The following is a 20,782-nucleotide window of genomic DNA, read 5'->3' on the forward strand; positions in this document are numbered from 1 at the left end:
ACAACTGTATAAATTATTTTTAGCCCACTAAAATATTCGGATGAATAAAGTTTTTTTTGCTCTTATCTTATCATTTATAAGCACTGCGGCGCTGGCACAAGTATCCGGCGGCGGGCAGCGTGGTGCTCTTCCAGGTGGCGCTATTCCGGCCGATAGTTTAAGCTATCTTAATCCGAAAGATTATATTATTGGTGGAGTTACCGTTAGCGGTGTACAGCATCTTGATAAAGATGTTATCCTTACCATATCAAAACTAAACAAGGGCGATAAGATCAATCTTCCCGGCGAGCAAAATGCCACAGTTATAAAAGACCTTTATAAACAAGGTTTGTTTGATGATGTGCAACTTAACATTACCGCAATAAAAGGAGATAGTATTTTCCTGGATATTGCCGTTACCGAGCGCCCGCGTTTATCACGTTTGCATATAACCGGTTTACGCAAGGGTGAGATAGAAGACCTGAACAAAAAACTGAACGACAAGACAGGTAAAATTGTTAACGAAAACCTGTTGAGTACTACCAACGCTATCATTAAAAAACACTTTAATGAGAAAGGTTATCTTAACACCACGGTAGACATTAAGCAAACCAAAGACCCGGGCGACCCTAACAGCGTTATCCTGGATGTTGCCGTTAATAAGCATAGTAAGGTTAAGATCAATAGCGTTACATTTGAAGGCAACGGCAAGTTATCTGATGGTACACTCCGTGGTTTCCTTAAAAATACAAGGCCAAAGAAATTCTGGCATATTTTCGGCTCAAAGAAATTTAAGCAGGACAAATATGATGAGGATAAGCAAACGTTGATAGAAAAAATGCAGGAGCGTGGTTACCGCGATGCAGAGATCATCAGCGATACGGTTACCATGCATGATGAGAAAACCGTTGACGTGCGCATAAAAGTTCATGAGGGCCCTAAATACTACTTCGGTAACATTAAATTCTCCGGCAACGCTACATATAACGCAGAATTGCTTACCCGTATCCTGTCTATAGAAAAAGGACAGGTGTTTAGCGAGGATCAGTTAAACAAACGTTTAACAGGACCCACGCCAAATAACGACGACGTATCTTCATTATATCTTAACAACGGTTACCTTACTTTCAATGCAGATCCGGTACAAACACGTGTTTATAATGACACCGTAGACTTGGATATCCGTATATACGAAGGGCCGCAATACACCATTAACCGCGTTATATTAAAAGGTAACGATGTTACTAATGATAAGGTTGTAATGCGTGAGATACGTACCAAACCTGGTCAGAAATTCAACAAAGAATTATTAATACGCAGTGCGCGCGAGATCGGTCAGTTGGGTAACTTTGACGAGCAGAAAACAGAACCAAAACCAACTAACATTAATCCTGTTGATGGTACGGTAGATCTGATCTATAACGTAGTTGAAAAACCATCAGACCAGATCGAGCTTTCAGGTGGTTTCGGTGGTGGCCAGTTGGTGGGTACACTGGGTTTAACATTCAACAACTTCTCGTTACGTAACATATTCAACTGGAAAGCTTACAAACCGCTACCTAAGGGTGATGGTCAAAAGCTGAGCTTACGTGGCCAGTCGAGCGGTCGTATCTATCAGAACTTCTCGTTCACATTCTCTGAGCCATGGTTAGGCGGTAAAAAACCTATTTTCTTTGCGTTATCAGCTTATACGCAAGGATCATCTACAGGCCAATATTATCCAAAATCGAGCCCTAACTACAATAGGTTACGTATAAATGGTGTGGGTGTTACTTTAGGTAAGGTATTAAACTGGCCGGATAACTATTTCCGCCTTAACTACTCACTTAACTTTGACCACTACAATCTGGATAACTATCGTGGCTATGTACTGGAAAACGGTACATCATACAACATTAAGTTAACCCAGGAGTTAAGCCGTAACTCAGTTGACGCGCCGATTTATCCAACACAGGGTTCAAACATTAAATTAACTATACAGGCAACACCGCCGTACTCGTTGTTCAATAATATCAATTATAAAATTGCAACGCCGGAGGAGCGCTACCATTTTGTGGAATATTACAAATGGAAATTTGATGCCCAGTGGTTTAACCGTATAGCAGGTAAGTTGGTATTAATGTCGCAGGTGCGTTTCGGTTACCTGGGTCAATACAATAAACTGGTAGGTACATCTCCGTTTGAGCGTTTCAAATTGGGTGGTGATGGTATGCAAACTTACCAGTACTTACAGGGTACAGATATAATTGGTTTACGCGGTTACGAGAACTTCTCTATCGTTCCAATCGGTTCAAACCAAAATGCTAACACTAACCAGGGTAATGCCATTTACAACAAATACACATTAGAGTTGAGGCATCCGGTTATCGCCAGCCAATCGGCAACTATCTTCCTGGAAGCTTTTGCTGAAGGTGGTAACGTTTGGGATAATTTTAGCCAGTTTAATCCGTTTAACGTAAGGCGTTCTGTGGGTGTGGGTGCAAGGATCTTCTTACCGATATTTGGTTTGCTTGGTTTAGATTATGGTTATGGTTTCGATGCTATTCCTGGTCAGCCTGATGCTAACAAAGGTCACTTCCACTTCACAATTTCACAAAGCTTAAGCGGCGGATTTAATTAATTTTGCATATTCGTATATGAGGAAGATAATTTTAGTACTTTTTTTTACGTTCAGTGCATTTACAGCAGCATTTGCACAACGTTTTGCTTATGTGGATTCTGATTATATTTTGAAACATATGCCTGAATATGTTTCTTCGCAGAAGCAATTGGCAGCGTTGTCAGAATCATGGCAAAAAGATGTGGACGGCCGTTTTCAGGAGATAGAGCGGTTATACAAAGCTTACCAGGCCGATCAGGTATTAATGACGCCTGAGCAGCGGAAACGTCGCGAAGCGGAGATCGTAGATAAAGAAAAGGCAGCGAAAGACTACCAGCGCCAAATCTTTGGTCCGGATGGTGATCTGTCTAAAAAAAGCAATGCGCTGATTAAACCTATCCAGGACAAGGTGTCTAAAGCTGTACAGGCTGTTGCCGAGAGCGAAAATTTAGACATGATTTTTGACAAGAACAGCGAGGTTATTATGCTATATGCAAGCCCTCGTTACAACAAGAGCGATCAGGTTATTACCCGCCTTGGTTTAAAACCGGGTGTGTTGGCCAAGTAAAGATTATACAATAGAACTATTATTAAACACAGAAAATCAAAAATGAAAAAACTACTAAAAGTTGCTTTAGTTGCAGCAGGGATGTTATTTGCAGGCAACTTTGCCCAGGCTCAGTCTAAAATTGGTCACATTAACTTTTCTCAGTTAATTGACATGATGCCTGAGACCAAAACTATCAAAACTCAACTTGAAGCATATCAAAAACAATTTGTTGATCAGCTTACTGCTATAAACACTGAGTACCAAACTAAAGGTCAGGCTTACCAGCAAAAAAGAGCTACCATGACTGATGCACAGCGTACTGCTGCTGAGAACGAGTTGCAAGATATCGGTAAACGTTTACAAGATTACCAACAATCATCTCAGCAACAAGTAGAAGCTAAACAACGCGAGTTAGGTAAACCACTTATCGATAAAGCACGTGGTGCTGTTGAAGCTGCTGCTAAAGAAAAAGGTTACGGTTATGTATTAGATACCACTAACGACTATTTAGTTGTATCTCCTGCTGCTGATGATCTTTTACCGGCTGTTAAAACTAAATTAGGTTTAAAATAATTTAAGCGTAAATAATTTGAAAAGCGCCCCTCATTGGGGCGCTTTTTTTATTTTTGAGCAAATGACAGCAAAAGGGCCCATCGGTATTTTTGATTCGGGGATAGGTGGTTTAACCGTTTTTCGGTCCATAGTTGAAAAGTTGCCTGCTTATGATTACCTGTACCTTGGCGATAATGGCAGGGCGCCTTATGGCAACAGGTCTTTCAACACTATTCATCAGTACACATGGGAGTGCGTGCAATGGATGTTTGCACAAGGTTGCCCGCTTATTATTTTGGCTTGTAACACCGCATCGGCCAAAGCATTACGTACCATTCAGCAAAATGATCTGCCAACAACCCATCCTGATAAGCGCGTTTTAGGCGTTATACGCCCCACCGCAGAAGTTATAGGCGATTACACCAAAACCAGGCACATTGGCGTATTGGGGACCAATGGAACAGTGCAATCCGGTTCATACCTGCTGGAGATCGAACACTTTTTCCCCGACTTGAAAGTGCATCAGCAAGCGTGCCCGTTATGGGTCCCATTGATAGAAAGCGGCGATTATAAAAATGAAGGTGCCGATTACTTTGTTAAGCAATATCTGGATGAGTTGATGGCCCAATCAAATGACATAGACACCATTTTGCTGGCCTGTACACATTACCCATTGCTGCAAGGTAAAATAAAAGCACATTTACCTTCTCATATCAAGGTTGTTGGGCAGGGAGACATCGTTGCCCAAAGTTTAGCAGACTATCTCCATCGCCATCCGGAAATGGAACAACGCCTCGCACAAGACAGAAGCAGACAGTTTTTTACCACTATGGATAATACCGCAGAATTTGATAAGCATGCCTCAGAGTTTTTTGGCAGTATTATCAAAAGCACATTCACTGATGTTAGGCAGTGTTAGGCAAGGGTCAACTTTGTAGAAACGTTCTAAATAAGGTTTAAAAAACAACTACCTAAACAGTCAACTATCCATAGCATTTAGTAAGTTTGCAACCTTAGCAAACCGACTTGAGTTTTTATCTTACATATTTTATCGTAGCTGCAGGTTTATTTGGTTTTGTGGCCCTGTTTACCATGTTTGGTGTATATGCCGAGCGTAAGGTGAGTGCCTTTATCCAAAACCGTTTAGGCCCTATGGAAACCGGTAAATACGGTACCCTCCAGGTACTGGCCGATATGATGAAAATGGCTCAAAAAGAGATAATCATTCCTGCCGCTGCAGATAAGATATTGTTCGTATCCGCACCTGTTATCATTTTTATCGGTGTTTACTTAGGTTTTGTGGCATTGCCCTGGGGGCCGGGCTTAATACCCGCCAACATCAACATTGGTTTGTATTACGTTTTTGCCATCATCTCCATAGAAACCCTTGGTATCCTGATGGCCGGTTGGGGATCAAACAACAAGTATTCTATATTGGGGGCCATGCGCTCTGCTGCGCAGATCATCTCTTATGAAATACCTGCGGGCTTTTCCATTATTGCCGTTGTGATGGTGGCGCAAACATTAAACCTGCAGGATATTGCTATGCAGCAAGGTGTGCTATCGGTAGAGCAGGTTAAATTTTTTGGCTTTTGGGATGTTACGCATATTGGCGGCATTTTATCATGGAACGTTTTTAAAGCGCCGCATTTACTGGTTGCTTTTGTGATATATTTTATTGCATCGCTGGCAGAAAGTAACCGTGCGCCGTTTGACATACCAGAAGCAGAATCAGAACTTGTTGCCGGTTTCCATACTGAGTTTACGGGCCTTCAGTTTGCGCTGGTTTTCCTGGCCGAGTATTCAATGATGTTCCTGGTATCTATGATAGGGGTGATCCTTTTTCTTGGCGCCTGGAATACACCTTTGCCCAATATCGGCGCAGCAAAATTGGCCGACTGGACTACAGGCGCAGGTTGGGGAATACTTTGGATATTGATAAAATCGTTAGGATTAGTGGGTATGCAAATGTGGATCCGCTGGACGCTGCCCCGCTTGCGGGTAGACCAGCTCATGAACCTTTCCTGGAAAGTACTTACACCGCTGGCGTTTTTATGTATGCTGATATCTGGGATATGGCGATTGTGGGTAATGTGATTGGAAGAGAATTAAGATACAAGAATCAGGAATCAAGACAAAAGAAGATCATGGTAATTCTTTAATCAGGCACATCATGATTCAAGACAAATAAATGATTAGACAAACGATAAAAGGCTTAACAACTGCATGGAAGGGACTTTCCCTCACCATGAAAACCCTTTTTACGTCTAATTCAAAACGTAAGGTTATATCTGTAACCGACAATAACTATTTTAAACAGCAGGAAAGCACTAACACCATCCAATACCCCAAACAGGCTTTACCTGTGCCGGAGGTTGGTCGGTACCAGTTGGATGTTGAAATTGATGATTGCATTGTATGCGACCTTTGTGCTAAGATATGCCCGGTTAACTGCATAGATATAGAGTCGATAAAATCAACAGAGGGCGTTATCGGTGAAACTTCTGATGGCTCGAAAAAGATGTTGTATGCGGCTAAGTTTGATATAGACATGGCCAAATGCATGTACTGTGGCCTGTGTACTATAGTTTGCCCAACCGAGTGTATAACCATGACCAACCAGTATGATCGAACAGTTTTCCAACTGGCCGATCTTAATTATGAATTTACTGATATGTCGCCGGAGGATGCTGCAGAAAAACGCCGTTTGTTTGATGAACAGCAGGCTGCCAAGGCCGCAGCTAAAGCAGCTGCCCTTAAAGCAAAGGAGGGTGGGGCATGAGCATGATAAAAATACTGTTTTACTTAATGGCATTTATCACTCTCGGCTCTGCGTTGGTAGTTGCTGCCGGTAAAAATTTGGTGCGAAGTATTTTCATGTTTTTTGTCACGCTGTTTGGTTTAGCGGGTCTTTATGTATTGGCACTGGCCGATTTTGTGGCCGTAACACAGATTGTGATATATGTTGGCGGTATTTTAGTTTTAATATTGTTCGCCTTTATGCTTTCAGGTAAAGAGGCCCTGGATAAGGTTGAGGTACAAAAGAATAAGTTCATCAGTTTAAGTAATGCACCGGCTTTTTTCCTGGCGGGCTTGTTTGCGGTAATAATGCTCAACGTGATATTTAAAGCACATGTAGATCAGCTGCCATGGGTAATCGAGTCTGTTAAGGCCGGCAATACTATGCCAATCGATGGAACAGGGATAAATAAGATCGGCGTTAATTTAATGACGCGGTACTTACTGCCTTTTGAGGTTATATCCATATTGCTGATGGTGGCATTGGTTGGCGCGGCGCACTTGTCACGCAGGGAAGGAGCAAACCAAGTATGATAACCCAGCAGGATTTTATGATAATAAGCGTAATGCTTTTTTGCATCGGTGTATTTATCATCGTATCAAAAAAGAATGCTATACAGGTGCTTATCGGTATTGAGCTGATGCTGAATGCTGCAATACTGAACTTGGTGGCCTTTGGTAAACTTGATCGCGCAAATAATGGCGGGCAGGTTTTTGCGTTGTTTGCCATTGTGTTGGCCGCTGCAACAACCGCAGTTGCATTGGCTATAATTTTAAATGTTTATCGGCGATATAAAACCATCGATCCTGATAAAATAAACCAGTTAAAAGATTAATGAAACGGTTGTTGATCATATTGCTTGTATTGTTTACCGTAGGCAGCGTGGATGCCCAGCGGAAAAAAAGCAGTTCAAAAAAGAAAGCAAAACATTCGTCGGTAAAAAAAACTTCCAAGAAAAGGCGTCATCATCGTGGTGGTGGCAGTAGCAGTTACGCTGAGCCCGATCCCGAGCCCGAGGAAGAATTTCAATATGTAACCATGGGTGCCGACAAGCGGATGGTTTTTAATGATCCTCCGGAGGGAGAACAAAAACCCTATGTGCTGATCAATGATGTGCCTTATGAAGGTAACCTGCGCGATATCAATGTGAATGACGTGTTAGAAGTATCGGTTGTAAAGCGCAAAAGCGCTCGTGCTATGTATGGCGCTAAGGCTGCTGCCGGTGCGGTATTTATAAAGGCCAGGCATATGCCAAATGGTATGGCAAGTGCTCCGGTAAAACCCGTTACTACACTGCCTGTAAAAAAATCATTTATTTACAACGAGGAAGTAACCTTTGGCAGCGTAAGCGATATAGCGCCTGAAAAAATATTGGCAATAGATACGCTTATACAGCCAAAGTTTGTAGGTTCAAAGGACAATGATACCACGCTTAACGTAACCTCAAAGGTGTATGGTAAAAAGCTTTACCAGTACAAGTTTGGCACCATGTCAAAAGCCTACAAGCGTTATATCCGCAGCCGCCGTGGTAAAGATGATGGCGTTAATTATGTAGTGAGCGATGGCACAACACTGATCGGCGGAAATGAAGACGATCTGCTTGCCCTGTTTAAGCTTTACAGTGCCGATATTGCATCGGTAAGTTTTACCCCGGCAAAGGGCACTCGTAAAAACCGCACACCGGCCACCTTGAATATTGAACTAAACCAAGTACCTGCACCATGAAAAAGTTATTATTAATGATGATCTGCTTTTTTGCGTCGATAGGCGTTCGAGCACAAGTTACTAAGCCCGGAACTACAACAGGTACCTTTGACTATAAAAAGCCCCTGATAATTTTGGATGGCAAAAAATATAGTGGTGACCTTAAAAGTTTAGACAGCGCTAACGTTAGAAGTGTAACCATTTTAAAAAATAAAGAAGCAACATCGAAATACGGCCCCGAAGGTGCAAATGGTGTGGTTTTGGTTACAACCAAAAACTCCACAAGCGCGGATACAACCACAATCAAGTTGCGTGAGTCGGCATCATTGTTAAACGACCCTCTATATGTGGTAGATGGCTACAAAGTAGATAGCCGGTTATTTAACGCCCTAAAGCCGGAGGATATTGAAACTATAAGTGTTTTAAAAGGTGCGAGTGCTACTGCATTATACGGCGATCAGGGTAAAAATGGCGTTGTATTAGTTGCAACCAAAACAGGGATAAAAGGCACAAAAGCATTGATTGATGCAAATGAGACCAAATTGCCAATTGCTAACAATGATCCACTTTACATTATCGATGGCGTAAAGGCAGATAAAGTTAGATTACAAGCCATTAACCCTAATGATATCGAAAGCATCAGTGTTTTAAAAGACGCGAAATCGACTGCCATATATGGTCCAGCAGGTAAAAAAGGGGTGGTACTGATCACCACAAAAGCGGCAGCTAAAAAGCAAAAATTACAGATCAAAAATTGATTCCGATCCTTTCACATACCGATGCACAAACCGTAAACTTCGCCATTTGGGCGGTGGTGTTACCTTTTGCTGCATTTGTGTTGAATTTACTACTATTTAACAAGAACAGAATTGCTGCGCTGGTTTCTACAGTTGGCATCGTCGTAAGTTTGGTATTAGCAATAAAAGTGTTTACCTCGGTTTGGAATGCACCTGTTATACACGCCCAAATCACCTGGTTCATAATCGGCGCTACCAAGGTGCAGGCAGGTCTACTGCTTAACAATCTTTCGGTACTGATGCTGCTATTGGTACCAATGATTGCTTTGCCGGTGCATATCTACTCCATTGCTTACATGAAGGACGATGAAGGGTACAGCCGCTACTTTCGTTACCTGAGCCTTTTCTGTTTCAGTATGCTGGGCCTGGTTGTGGTAGATAACCTGATAATGCTATACGCCTTTTGGGAACTGGTAGGGTTTTCATCATACCTGCTCATCGGTTTTTGGTTTACCCGCCAAAGCGCGGTGATGGCCAACAAAAAAGCCTTCATCATGAACCGCATAGGCGATATTGGTCTGCTAACGGCTATCATCATCCTGTTCACCCTGTTTGGTACTTTCGATATCCAGGCACTGTTCGGCAAAGAAGGCTTTGTACAGCTATCAAACATAGCGGCAGGCATGTGGGCTGGTCCGCATAGCGCTATACCGGCGGTTTGGCAGTATGTGGCTTTTGCCGGGATATTTTTGGCTGTCGCTGCTAAGTCGGCGCAATTCCCGCTTCATACCTGGCTGCCCGATGCTATGGAAGGCCCAACATCTGTTTCGGCATTGATACATGCTGCTACCATGGTGGCGGCTGGCGTGTTCCTGTTAGGCAGGGTTTATCCATTATTTATAGAAAGCGAACTTACAATTTTAGCCATTGTAGGTTGCTTCACCGCATTTATGGCGGCAACCATCGCACTCACCCAAAATGATCTTAAACGCATCCTGGCATATTCAACTATTTCGCAATTAGGGTTTATGGTGCTGGCCATGGGGATTGGGGCTTACGCTTCATCGCTGTTCCATTTGGTAACGCATGCGTTTTTTAAATGCCTGCTGTTTCTGGTAGCGGGTATCGTTATCCATCAGATGAAACACATTAAGGATGACAACAACTTAGATATCGATCCGCAGAATATCCTACACATGGGCGGCCTGCGTAAAAAGCTACCGTTAACGTTCATCGTAACCATTATTGGTGCATTGGCGCTGGTAGGTTTTGTTTTTACATCGGGTTATTTATCTAAAGATGGCATACTGATACAATCATTCGTTTGGGCCGAAGGTAAAAGCGCCGTGTTTACTATAGTGCCGTATTTTGCGCTGCTAACCAGCGTACTCACTGCATTCTACGTAGCCCGATTGGTGGTTAAAGTATTCTTCGGCGAATTTAGGTTGCAGAAAGTTAATCCGCACATCCACATCCATATGGGCGATGGTAACTGGCTGTATAAAGCGCCGTTAGTGTTTTTGGCGATCTGTAGTTTGTTCCCGTTATTCTCAAATAGCCCGGTATTCTACGAAGATGCCTGGATCTATAAAAGCTTCCTGCCGTCCAATTTCCTGGTGCGCGAAAATATTTACCATACTATCATACCCATATTGGTGAACTTGCTTGCCGTATTTGTAATGTATGCCGCTTTTGCATTTTATGGCAAACGCAATGCATGGTCATTTCCGCAAACCGGGCTGCTCTATCGAATTTCTTATAATGAATGGTATATCGATAGGTTTTACAACCGTGTTATCGTCAAATTTGTGATGTGGTTCAGTAACCTGCTGTATTGGTTTGATAAAAAGGTAGTAGATGGACTTGTGCATTTATTTACCAGGATCGGTAAGTCGCTGGCCACCATCGCAGCCTGGCTTGACAGGAATATTGTTGACGGCTTACTGCATTTAATTGCGGGCATTGTGCAGGCAATAGGTAACTTTGCACGCCGTTTTCAGGGTGGCAAGGTGCAATATTATTTATACAGCATGTTACTGGTGCTGGCTTTTGTTTTTATCTTTAAAATGATCTGGACCTGATGAACCTTTTATCGCTCCTTATATTTATCCCTGTACTGTTTGGTATCATCGTATTGATATTGCCATCGAGCATGCGTGCGAGCTTTAAATACCTTACCCTGGCGGCAACGCTGGTGCAGCTGGTGATTAGCATTGTTATCTATCTTAACTTTAAAACATGCCCTGGTTTTGGAGGCATTAACCACGAAGAACAGTTTCAGTTCGTACAAAAGCTACCCTGGATCAATCTTGATTTGGGAAGCATGGGCAAAATGCAGATAGATTATTTTGTGGGGATAGACGGCATGTCGGTAACCATACTGGTGATGTCTGCTTTGGTGATGGTCGTAGCTGCCATATCATCCTGGGAGATCAATAGTAATCTAAAAGGTTTTTTTGCATTGTTCTTATTGTTGGATATGGCGGTGATGGGCGTGTTCTGCGCACTGGATTTCTTCCTGTTCTATACTTTTTACGAACTAATGTTACTGCCGCTTTACTTCCTCATCGGTATGTGGGGCGGTGCTCGAAGGGAATATGCAGCCATTAAGTTTTTTCTCTATACCCTGTTCGGCTCGGTATTCATGCTGTTAGTAATGGTTGGCTTGTACTTCTCGGTAACCGACCCTGCAACAGGCAATCATACATTTAACATCATCCACATGATGAATCCTAAAAATTATATCGAGGGTTCAGTGTTTTCTACATTAAGTCATGCTACTATATTGGGCATGCCTGCGCGTACCGTTGGTTTTGTGGTGTTGTTTGTGGCTTTTGCCATAAAGGTGCCTGTTGTACCGCTGCATACCTGGCTGCCCGATGCGCACGTTGAGGCACCTACGCCGGTATCTATTATATTAGCCGGTGTGCTGCTTAAGATAGGTGGTTACGGAATAATTCGTATCTGCATGTGTATATTCCCTGATGCAGCTATATCATCGGCTTTTTGGGTAGGGTTGTTAGGGGTAATCTCCATATTATACGGCGCCTTTAACGCATTGGCGCAGCGTGATCTTAAACGTTTGATCGCTTATTCATCCGTATCGCACATGGGCTTTGTGTTGCTTGGTATTGCCTCAGCCACCACCGAAGGTGTAAGCGGTGCCATGATGCAAATGATCAGTCACGGGTTTTTATCATCGATGTTGTTCTTCCTGGTAGGTGTGGTTTACGGCCGCGTGCACGACAGGGATATCTATAACTTCCGTGGATTGGCATCGTTGATGCCGCGTTATACGGTTTATGTGATGATCGCCTTTTTTGCTTCACTTGGTTTGCCGGGTTTCTCAGCATTTGTGGCAGAGGCCTTCTCGCTGGCGGGAGCTTTCAAATCAAGTTCAGTTAACGGCTTGCTACCGCAATGGATGGCGGTGTGCGGTGCAGTGGGAATACTGTTAGGTGCCGCCTACCTGTTATGGACGCTGCAAAGAATGTTCTTCGGCACGGTGTCATTAAAAGGTGGCGAGATCTGGAAAATAGCTTTAACGGATATCAATTTCCGCGAAACAGCCGCTTTGTTGCCTTTGGCGCTTTTAGCATTAGGGTTAGGTATTATGCCATCGTTGGTATTTGGTAAAATAAACGATGCCGTGCTGGCATTTGTAAGCTTTTTGCAGGTGAAATAATTTTTTGGTACCGGTTTATGGAAAGTATCGATCAACTGCATCCTATAGGTAATAAATCTGAATATCATGATTAAGAAGTTATTACTTATCACTTGCCTTTTAATCGTTTTAAAAGGCATCGCATCAGCAGACGATTCGCAAAAAATTATTTCTCAAGTACAAAAAGTAACACTGTTTCTAAACGGGGCACAGGTAACTCGTACAGCACTGACTACCATCCCGGCAGGTACATCAACGCTTGTTTTTGAAAATATATCGCCAAACATCGATGTACAAAGCATACAGGTTAAAGGTGCTGGTAATTTTACCATATTGGCGGTTAAGCATGAGATGAATTACCTGAACCTGCAGAACAAGCAAAAGCAGATAGAAGGATTACAGGCAGACCAGAAAAAACTGCATGATAAGATGACCCTGCTTAACGCATCACTTAACATTAACCAGGAAGAATATAATATGCTGGTGAAAAACCAAACCATCACCGGCCAAAACGCAAACCTGGATGTTTTGAAACTCAAACAAGCACTGGATTTCCAAACAGCAAGGCTTACCGAAAATAAAAAGAAGGAGCAGGCCATTAACGATCAGATATCGGAACTAAACAAACAACTACAACGCTACGATAAGCAAATTGCAGATATATTAAAGAGCAAAGGTAATAGCGACGCCACCAGCGATATTTTGGTTACAGTAAGTGCCAAGGCGCCTGTACAATCGGCTTTTAAGTTAACTTACCTCGTAAATAATGCAAGCTGGTATCCAACTTATGACATCAGAGCTAAAGATGTAAATAGCCCTATTTCTATTTCATATAAAGCGAACGTTACCCAGCAAAGCGGCGAAGATTGGAAAAATATAAAGCTTACACTATCAACAGGTAACCCAACTATTAGCGGCAGCAAACCCGAGCTTAAACCTTATTTTCTTAATTACAATATGTACTATGCCGGGCAGCAGTCCTCTATCACAAGGGTGCAAGGTAATGTGGCAGATAACCAAAGTGTTTTGCCTGGGGTTTCCGTAAAAGTGAAAGGTACATCAATAGGCACGGTTACAGATGCCGGCGGTAATTATTCGCTACAGATTCCAAATGCCGGCGCAATCCTACAATATAATTTCTTAGGTTACGAACAACAGGAGAGGCCCGTAACATCCGCAGTAATGAACATATCTCTGCAACCATCTGCAAATCAATTAAACGAAGTGGTAGTTGCGGCATATAGTTCAGAGAGAATAGAGAAATCTCTGCAAGGAAAAGCAGCAGGAATGACGATTCAGATTAGAGGCAACAGTAGCGCAGCTTCAAACCCTGTTGAGGTTCAACAAACTGAAAATCAAACCAATGTAGAATTTAATATTGCTAACCCATACAGCATCCCAAGTGATGGTAAACAGTATTCGGTTGCTATCAACGATATAGATACGAAAGCAAGCTACCAATATTACAGCGCTCCCAAATTAAGTACCGATGTTTTCCTTACAGCACAATTAACAGATTGGAATAAATACAATTTCTTATCCGGTGAGGCTAACTTGTTCTTTGAAGGAACGTTCATCGGTAAATCCCTGATTGATGTCAATGCCACTAACGATACCCTTAATTTATCATTAGGCGTTGATAAAAATATTATAGTAACCCGTACCTTGCAAAAAGACCTAACAGAAAAGCAGGCGTTGAGCTCAAACAGGAAGGAAACACGTGATTGGTTGATAAGTATTAAGAACCGAAAGAGCCAACCAGTTGATCTGCTGATCGAAGACCAGATACCGGTTTCACAAAATTCCGGTATCGAAGTAGATCAGCAGGAAGTAAGTGGCGGCAAACTGGATAAAGAAACGGGCAAGCTGTCCTACGCAATCAATTTAAACTCGCAGGACGAAAAAAAGCTGCGCATAAAATACCAGGTTAAATACCCTAAAAACTCGGGAGTAATTGTACAATAGTTAATGAAAGATCTTTTACCAAACATCACTACACAACTGGATAACGTTTTGCAAAGCCTGCACTACTTTGTGCCCGAGCTTTACCTTATCGCGTTGTTTGTTGTGGTGCTGGTAACAGATCTTTTATTCGGCAAGCGCTCTGCTAAAATGTGCCGCCTGGTAGCTACCGGTGGTGTGTTACTGGTGATATTACAGGTACTAAATCAGCAGGTTACGTTGCCGGCTAATACTACCATTCGCCTTTTTAATGGTATACTAATGTTGCACCATCCGGCTATCAGTTTTAAGCTTATCATAGATGTGCTGGCATTGATACTGCTGATGTTTTTTACCTGGGACAACAAGTTAAAGCAACATACCAAAGGCCTTTCCGATCTTTATTCCATAGTAACCGGGTCGTTGCTGGGCTTGCATGTGATGACTATGGCCGTTAACTTGCTGAGCATTTATCTGGCCATAGAGATGGTGTCTATCGCATCGTACCTATTAGCTGCTTACCGCAGTGGCAATGCCAAAAGTACCGAGGCGGGTTTAAAGTACGTGCTGTTTGGTGCGGCAGCATCGGCGGTGATGTTGTATGGTATTTCATTGCTCTATTCGTTCACCGGCACGCTTGATATTTTTTCTTCGCAAATGCAGCAGGGGCTCTTGCATGTAAGTGGTATAAGTTCTGCATTTGCTACCGGTTTAATTTTGTTGGGCATAGCATTCAAGATATCGGCGGTGCCGGTGCACTTTTATGTGCCCGATGTTTATGAGGGGGCGGCAACGCCTGTTACAGCCTATTTATCCACGCTGCCCAAAATTGCAGGTTTTGCTTTGCTGGTTAACTTTATTACGCCGCTAATAGTACTCAACACAACCAGTAATTGGGCGGCTGTTAATGTAAGAATTGTTCTTTCTGCCGCAGGCATCATCACCATGATAGCGGGCAATTTTGCAGCGCTTTGGCAAAATAGTGTGAAAAGGATGCTGGCCTACTCTGGTATAGGGCACACCGGGTTTGCGTTAATGGCAGTGGTGACTTTTAGTGCTACCGGCTTATCCGCATTAACCTATTACCTTTTTGTATACGGCCTGGCAAACATTGCTGCATTAATGATGGCAAATTACTTTGAAAACAACGAGGATATCACCAACATCAGCGATTATAAAGGACTTGGGTTTAAATACCCGGTTATATCACTTGGCTTTGTTGTGGTAATGATCTCGTTAACCGGTATCCCTATAAGTGCTGGCTTTACAGGTAAGGTTTTGGTGTTTTCTGCAGTGTATGACGTTTATCAGCAAACCCACAACACTTGGTTAATGGCCTTAATGGCGACCGGTGCGGTCACCACGGTGGTAGGTTTATTCTACTATATCAAAATTCCTTTGAACCTTTTCCTGAAACGGGTTGAGATTGTTCCTAACGAAATTGTGAAATCGACTAATTTAGTAGTTTTTTCTTCTATAATTGCATTATTGCTAATTATATTTGGTATTCTTCCGCATTTATTAACCAAACTGCTTTAAAATTTCAATATTTTAAATTTTTTTGTGTTTAGATTGATAAAATATATAAATTGAGGCCGTTTTAACCAAACGAAACCAATTTAAACATGAAACGCTACTTTCCCTTTGGTGTACTCCTCGTTATTTTAGCTTTAACGTTTATTTTCCCGTCTGTTGAATTCGATAAAACAGCAAATCCAAACTTCAATACCGGCGATATTGCCTGGATGTTAATGTCAACCGCACTGGTTTTGATCATGACACCCGGTTTAGCGTTTTTTTATGGTGGTATGGTTAACAAAAAGAACGTAATATCAACCATGCTGCAAAGTATTGTGTGTATGGTTATCATTACTGTAATGTGGGGGATCTTTGGTTTTAGTTTGGCCTTCGGCGATAGTATTGGAGGTGTTATTGGTAATCCAACCACTTATTTTATGATGAAGGGTATGCTGGGGAACGCCAGTTGGAAGTTAGCACCAACCATCCCGTTGTTGCTGTTTGCGATGTACCAGCTTAAGTTTGCCATTATAACACCGGCACTAATTACAGGTGCGTTTGCAGAACGGATCCGTTTCAATTCCTACATCATATTCCTTATACTGTTTTCTATTTTTATATTCTCACCATTGGCCCATGCCACATGGCACCCGGATGGTATTTTAGCCAAATTAGGCGTGCTGGATTTTGCAGGTGGTACCGTCGTACATATGTCGGCAGGTTGGGCAGCATTGGCTTCGGCTTTGTTCCTTAAGCGTCGTAACGAGGCAAACCACTCGCCCGCGCGTATCACCTATGTAATGATAGGTACCGGTTTATTATGGTTCGGCTGGTTTGGTTTTAACGCAGGCTCGGCCTTTGGCGCCAACCACTTGGCGGTAACTGCACTGGCTACGAGCACAACAGCATCTGCGGCAGCAGGCGTTACTTGGATATTCTTTGATATGCTGCGCGGGCGCAAGCCATCTGCCATGGGTACCTGTATTGGCGCTGTTGTAGGTTTGGTAGCTATTACACCGGCGGCAGGTTTTGTAAGCGTACCACATTCATTAGCCATCGGCATTATATCGGCAGTGGTAAGTAACCTGGTAGTTGAGTGGCGTACACGTACCTCTATAGATGATACCCTCGACGTTTTCCCTTGCCACGGTGTTGGTGGTATGGTTGGCATGCTGCTTACCGGCGTTTTTGCCAGTCAGAATGTAAACCCAAATAACACAACCGGCGATGGTTTATTTTTTGGTCACACGCATTTGTTCCTGATCCAGTTGGTGGCGCTGATAGCCACATCAGTATTCGCCTTTGTAGGTTCGGTAGTATTGCTTAAGATCACCAACATGATATCACCATTGCGCGTTTCAAAAGAAGAAGAAGAACTTGGCCTGGATATCAGCCAGCACGGAGAAAAACTATAGGGATTTGGGCAACGCGATGTATCGCACTCGACAAAATATCTGAAAAAGAAACGCGATACTTCGCGTTTCTTTTTTTTACCCGATATTCTCAAATGCAGCATCAATACCTTAGGCCACTTTCTTATATTTGGTTAAACCCAACCCGCAATGAGAAAGCTGCTTTTCCTGATCTTTTTGTCTTGTATCGTTTGTCAAACCTATGCGCAGGAAATACCTGCCGATAGCGGCGTATTTTTGCTTCACAAGTTTCAGCAAAACATAGGCAAGGAAACCTACAAGTTTTACAATTACAGAGACCAGAAAAAGTATGTAGTTGATTTTAAATTTGTTGATAGGGGCTCGCCCGTTCCCTTAAAGGCCACCATTAAAGTAAATCCTGTTGGAGATCCTATCGAACTCAGAATCAAAGGTAATACTTCGAGATTTTCAACAGTTAATGACTCGATTGCCATAAAAGGTAATTCTGCTTTGGTGCAGGTAAACGGATCATCACAAACTAAAAATATCGCGCCTAACACTTTCCCTATTGCAGGTTACTCACCGGCTACCGTGCAGCAATTATTGTTGCAATATTGGAATAAGCAAAAGCAGCCGGCTAATATCACAACACTGCCTTTTGGTGCTTTGCAGATTAGAAAGGATGGGACAGATAACCTGTCTTTTAATAGCAAACAGTTAGCCTTTAACCGGTATCTCATAAGCGGACTGATATGGGGAAATGAATTAGTCTGGACGGATGCCAATGGCAAACTGATCTGCATTCTCACCATTGATGCTGAAGGCGACAAAACCGAAATGATGCGCCAGGAATACGAAAGCCTGCTGCCTGAATTTATCAATCGCGCAGCCGGTTATGGCATGGCTGCCTTTGCAAAAGCTGCACCGCCACAAAAAGCGACTTCAAGTATTGTTGCTATAAAAGGTGGAAACATCATTGATGTAGAAAATGGTAGATCTGTACCCAATGATATTTTGCTCCTCAGAAACGGTGTCATCGCCAGTATGGGAAAAGGCACCGCTATCCCTAAAGGTGCCACCGTCATAGATGCTACAGGAAAAACGATTATGCCGGGCTTGTGGGATATGCACGCCCATTTTGAACAAACAGAATGGGGCCCTGCTTATTTGGCCGCGGGTGTTACAACCGTGCGCGACTGCGGAAACGAACTGGGTTTTATTGATGCTGTTAGGAATGCGATTGATGCCGGCAAAGGCATTGGTCCTAAGATACTGATGGCCGGTATCATTGATGGCAAAGGCCCTATGGCGTTGGGAATTATCCAAGCTGATACGAAAGAAGAAGCCGTAAAAGCCGTTGACACTTATAAGGCAAAAGGATTTGATCAGATAAAAATTTACAGCTCGATAAAACCGGCTATTTTAAAGGTGATATGCGACGAGGCACATAAGCAGGGCTTCACCGTAACCGGCCACATTCCTAACGGGATGACGCTTAAAGGTGGGGTGGACTCCGGCATGAATATGGTAAACCACATCCAGTACGTTTACAGCCTGATGAAACGGAATAAGGATCGTTCGATCAACTTTGATGATTCTGTTAGTAAGGCCACCATCAAATTCATTAAAGACCATAAAACCGTAATTGACCCAACTATTGGGGTTTATGACCTTGCCCTGCGCGATGTTAAAGGTGACATTACCAAAATGGAACCCGCGTTTTATACGCTGCCTTTGCCACTGCAAACGCAATTTGCCAATACCGGAGAAGATTCTGCCACGCATGCCATGCTAATGCCTATGTTGAGTAGTATGAAAGTACTGGTGAAAAAGTTATATGATGACGGTGTACCCGTTGTGGCTGGTACGGATATGGGTTTCCCGGGATTTAGTGTGGCCCGTGAGTTAGAGCTATATGTAGAAGGAGGACTGACGCCTGCACAAGCATTGAAAACAGCTACGCTAATACCGGCCCAAGTGATGGGCCTTGAACAAAAGACAGGCTCCATCAGCACGGGCAAAAACGCCGACATCCTTATTATTCATGGAAACCCTCTTAATAATATCAGCGCAGTTAGAAACGTAAAAGTGGTGATTAAAGGTGGCAAGGTTTACAACCCTTACGTATTACATAAGATGGTAGGATTTAGTAAATAATATAACCGGCAATCATAAGTTGGAAGGCGAGCTTAAGAAATAAAGGTTCGAGGGGCTCTCCATGACTCCGGTATTGTCAGCCTGAGCTGGTTGAAAACCTGAATCGATCAGCGGGTTGTAATTATATTACTGATACAAATCAGCCTTAAACCGTTTGCCTAAAAAGCCGGTTGCTTTTTCAAGTTCGATTTCAGTAACAATTACACCTTCTTGGCCGTACGGCTGGTAGGCAAGGCATTCTCCATCAGGAGCAATAATGGCGGAAGTTGATTCCTGGTATTTCATGGCGTAACCAACGCTGGCAAAATAGATGGTGTTCTCCAGCGCACGCATCATCATCGCTTTCTCGTAATACGGACTGCCCGGGCTGCACCATTCTATTATTTGTTTGCCTTTTACGTCGCTGCCGCTTAAGTGAGGGTGAAACACAACGTGCGCACCCTCGCGTGCCGCCCAGCGCACCGATTCCGGGTAACGGAAACCTTCATGGCAGATAGTGATTCCGAATTTTACTCCGCCCAGCTCAAACAGATGGCGCTGGTTACCTGGCTGCCATTGCTGGTCCTCAGATGGATCTAACTGGTTCTTGGTTTGGTAACCTAATACTTCGCCCTCGGCTGATATTACCTGGGCCACGTTATAAAACTGATTACCCTCGTACCAATCCATTGGAATAATAATGGCAATGTTATTGGCTTTTGCTATCGCGCAAACCTTACTAAGCGCTTCGCTAAGTTCCGCTTTCGATGGTTTTGGTACGTCAGCTTCTATCAACGGATAGCCGGGGATAAACGTTTCCGGGAAGCAAACGATAACAGCGCCCTGCTTAGCAGCTTCGGCAGCAAGTTGCTGTACTTTATCTAATCCGTCTGCAATTGATTTGGGGAAGTGAGGCGTGGCAAGGGCAATTTTCATGCATGTAAATTTAACAAAAACCTGCACAAGTGTTCACGTTCACGCCATGAACACTTGTGAACACCGTGAACGCTGACCCGTCCTGGAAAAAGTTTACAGATTAATGAATTAATACTGCGGTGAATTTACACTTTATCATTTAATACTGATGGATGTTGATCCTTCATTTTGTTCAATCATTCATGATAGCCTCCTTTCTGTGTGGTTTCCGGTAATAGTTCTGCCATTTTCGTTTCAGCTCACCGGTTTTCAGGTGGGCTTGCTCGGGTGTCATCATTTCAATGCTGCTGTGC

At 43.1% G+C, this 20,782-nt stretch carries 17 protein-coding genes; 16 read left to right on the forward strand and 1 reads right to left on the reverse strand.

What is annotated here, in order from left to right:
- The first annotated feature begins 40 nt into the window (after window positions 1-40).
- The 16 genes from bamA (at window position 41) to FPZ42_RS16465 (ending at window position 19,574) form a co-directional block, all read left to right on the forward strand.
- Window positions 41-2,599, forward strand: a complete 2,559-nt coding sequence (gene bamA, locus FPZ42_RS16390) for an outer membrane protein assembly factor BamA (RefSeq protein WP_146272930.1) — start codon at window positions 41-43, stop codon at window positions 2,597-2,599.
- Between the two features lie 16 nt (window positions 2,600-2,615).
- Window positions 2,616-3,146: an OmpH family outer membrane protein gene (locus FPZ42_RS16395; RefSeq protein WP_146272931.1), complete on the forward strand. Its 531-nt coding sequence runs from the start codon at window positions 2,616-2,618 to the stop codon at window positions 3,144-3,146.
- 42 nt (window positions 3,147-3,188) lie between these two features.
- Window positions 3,189-3,701, forward strand: coding sequence for an OmpH family outer membrane protein (locus tag FPZ42_RS16400; RefSeq protein ID WP_146272932.1), 513 nt, complete (start codon window positions 3,189-3,191; stop codon window positions 3,699-3,701).
- Between the two features lie 61 nt (window positions 3,702-3,762).
- Complete coding sequence (gene murI, locus FPZ42_RS16405; RefSeq protein ID WP_146272933.1) at window positions 3,763-4,599, forward strand: glutamate racemase; 837 nt, start codon at window positions 3,763-3,765, stop codon at window positions 4,597-4,599.
- A gap of 107 nt (window positions 4,600-4,706) precedes the next feature.
- Entirely contained in the window at window positions 4,707-5,777 is a 1,071-nt protein-coding gene (nuoH, locus tag FPZ42_RS16410; protein ID WP_146272934.1) for an NADH-quinone oxidoreductase subunit NuoH, read from the forward strand.
- A gap of 151 nt (window positions 5,778-5,928) precedes the next feature.
- On the forward strand, window positions 5,929-6,462 hold the full coding sequence (locus FPZ42_RS16415; RefSeq protein ID WP_261382328.1) for a 4Fe-4S dicluster domain-containing protein: 534 nt from the start codon (window positions 5,929-5,931) through the stop codon (window positions 6,460-6,462).
- 26 nt (window positions 6,463-6,488) lie between these two features.
- Window positions 6,489-7,013, forward strand: a complete 525-nt coding sequence (locus FPZ42_RS16420) for an NADH-quinone oxidoreductase subunit J family protein (RefSeq protein ID WP_261382329.1) — start codon at window positions 6,489-6,491, stop codon at window positions 7,011-7,013.
- On the forward strand, window positions 7,010-7,315 hold the full coding sequence (gene nuoK / locus FPZ42_RS16425; RefSeq protein WP_146272937.1) for an NADH-quinone oxidoreductase subunit NuoK: 306 nt from the start codon (window positions 7,010-7,012) through the stop codon (window positions 7,313-7,315). Before FPZ42_RS16420 ends, nuoK begins: the two co-directional genes overlap by 4 nt.
- Window positions 7,315-8,205 carry a TonB-dependent receptor plug domain-containing protein gene (locus FPZ42_RS16430; RefSeq protein ID WP_146272938.1) on the forward strand — a complete coding sequence of 297 codons (891 nt, stop codon included), beginning with the start codon at window positions 7,315-7,317 and terminating at the stop codon, window positions 8,203-8,205. The genes nuoK and FPZ42_RS16430 overlap by 1 nt, the downstream gene beginning before the upstream one ends.
- Window positions 8,202-8,942, forward strand: coding sequence for a TonB-dependent receptor (locus tag FPZ42_RS19420; protein ID WP_146272939.1), 741 nt, complete (start codon window positions 8,202-8,204; stop codon window positions 8,940-8,942). Before FPZ42_RS16430 ends, FPZ42_RS19420 begins: the two co-directional genes overlap by 4 nt.
- Window positions 8,939-11,002: an NADH-quinone oxidoreductase subunit 5 family protein gene (locus FPZ42_RS16440; protein ID WP_146272940.1), complete on the forward strand. Its 2,064-nt coding sequence runs from the start codon at window positions 8,939-8,941 to the stop codon at window positions 11,000-11,002. Before FPZ42_RS19420 ends, FPZ42_RS16440 begins: the two co-directional genes overlap by 4 nt.
- Window positions 11,002-12,606 (forward strand): complex I subunit 4 family protein, encoded by a 1,605-nt coding sequence (locus tag FPZ42_RS16445; protein ID WP_146272941.1) that lies wholly within the window; start codon window positions 11,002-11,004, stop codon window positions 12,604-12,606. The genes FPZ42_RS16440 and FPZ42_RS16445 overlap by 1 nt, the downstream gene beginning before the upstream one ends.
- 66 nt (window positions 12,607-12,672) lie before the next feature.
- Window positions 12,673-14,550, forward strand: a complete 1,878-nt coding sequence (locus tag FPZ42_RS16450) for a mucoidy inhibitor MuiA family protein (RefSeq protein ID WP_146272942.1) — start codon at window positions 12,673-12,675, stop codon at window positions 14,548-14,550.
- A 3-nt stretch (window positions 14,551-14,553) separates the two neighbouring features.
- Window positions 14,554-16,065, forward strand: coding sequence for an NADH-quinone oxidoreductase subunit N (locus tag FPZ42_RS16455; RefSeq protein ID WP_146272943.1), 1,512 nt, complete (start codon window positions 14,554-14,556; stop codon window positions 16,063-16,065).
- An 86-nt stretch (window positions 16,066-16,151) separates the two neighbouring features.
- Window positions 16,152-17,459, forward strand: a complete 1,308-nt coding sequence (locus FPZ42_RS16460) for an ammonium transporter (protein WP_146272944.1) — start codon at window positions 16,152-16,154, stop codon at window positions 17,457-17,459.
- 147 nt (window positions 17,460-17,606) lie between these two features.
- The gene (locus tag FPZ42_RS16465; protein WP_146272945.1) at window positions 17,607-19,574 is read left to right on the forward strand and encodes an amidohydrolase family protein; all 1,968 of its coding nucleotides are present in this window, start codon (window positions 17,607-17,609) and stop codon (window positions 19,572-19,574) included.
- A gap of 126 nt (window positions 19,575-19,700) precedes the next feature.
- Here FPZ42_RS16465 and FPZ42_RS16470 read toward each other — a convergent pair whose 3' ends face one another.
- Window positions 19,701-20,489 (reverse strand): carbon-nitrogen hydrolase family protein, encoded by a 789-nt coding sequence (locus FPZ42_RS16470; protein WP_146272946.1) that lies wholly within the window; start codon window positions 20,487-20,489, stop codon window positions 19,701-19,703.
- Window positions 20,490-20,782: the final 293 nt, after the last annotated feature.

The sequence above is a fragment of the Mucilaginibacter achroorhodeus genome, from assembly GCF_007846095.1.
GTDB classification, from domain to species: domain Bacteria; phylum Bacteroidota; class Bacteroidia; order Sphingobacteriales; family Sphingobacteriaceae; genus Mucilaginibacter; species Mucilaginibacter achroorhodeus.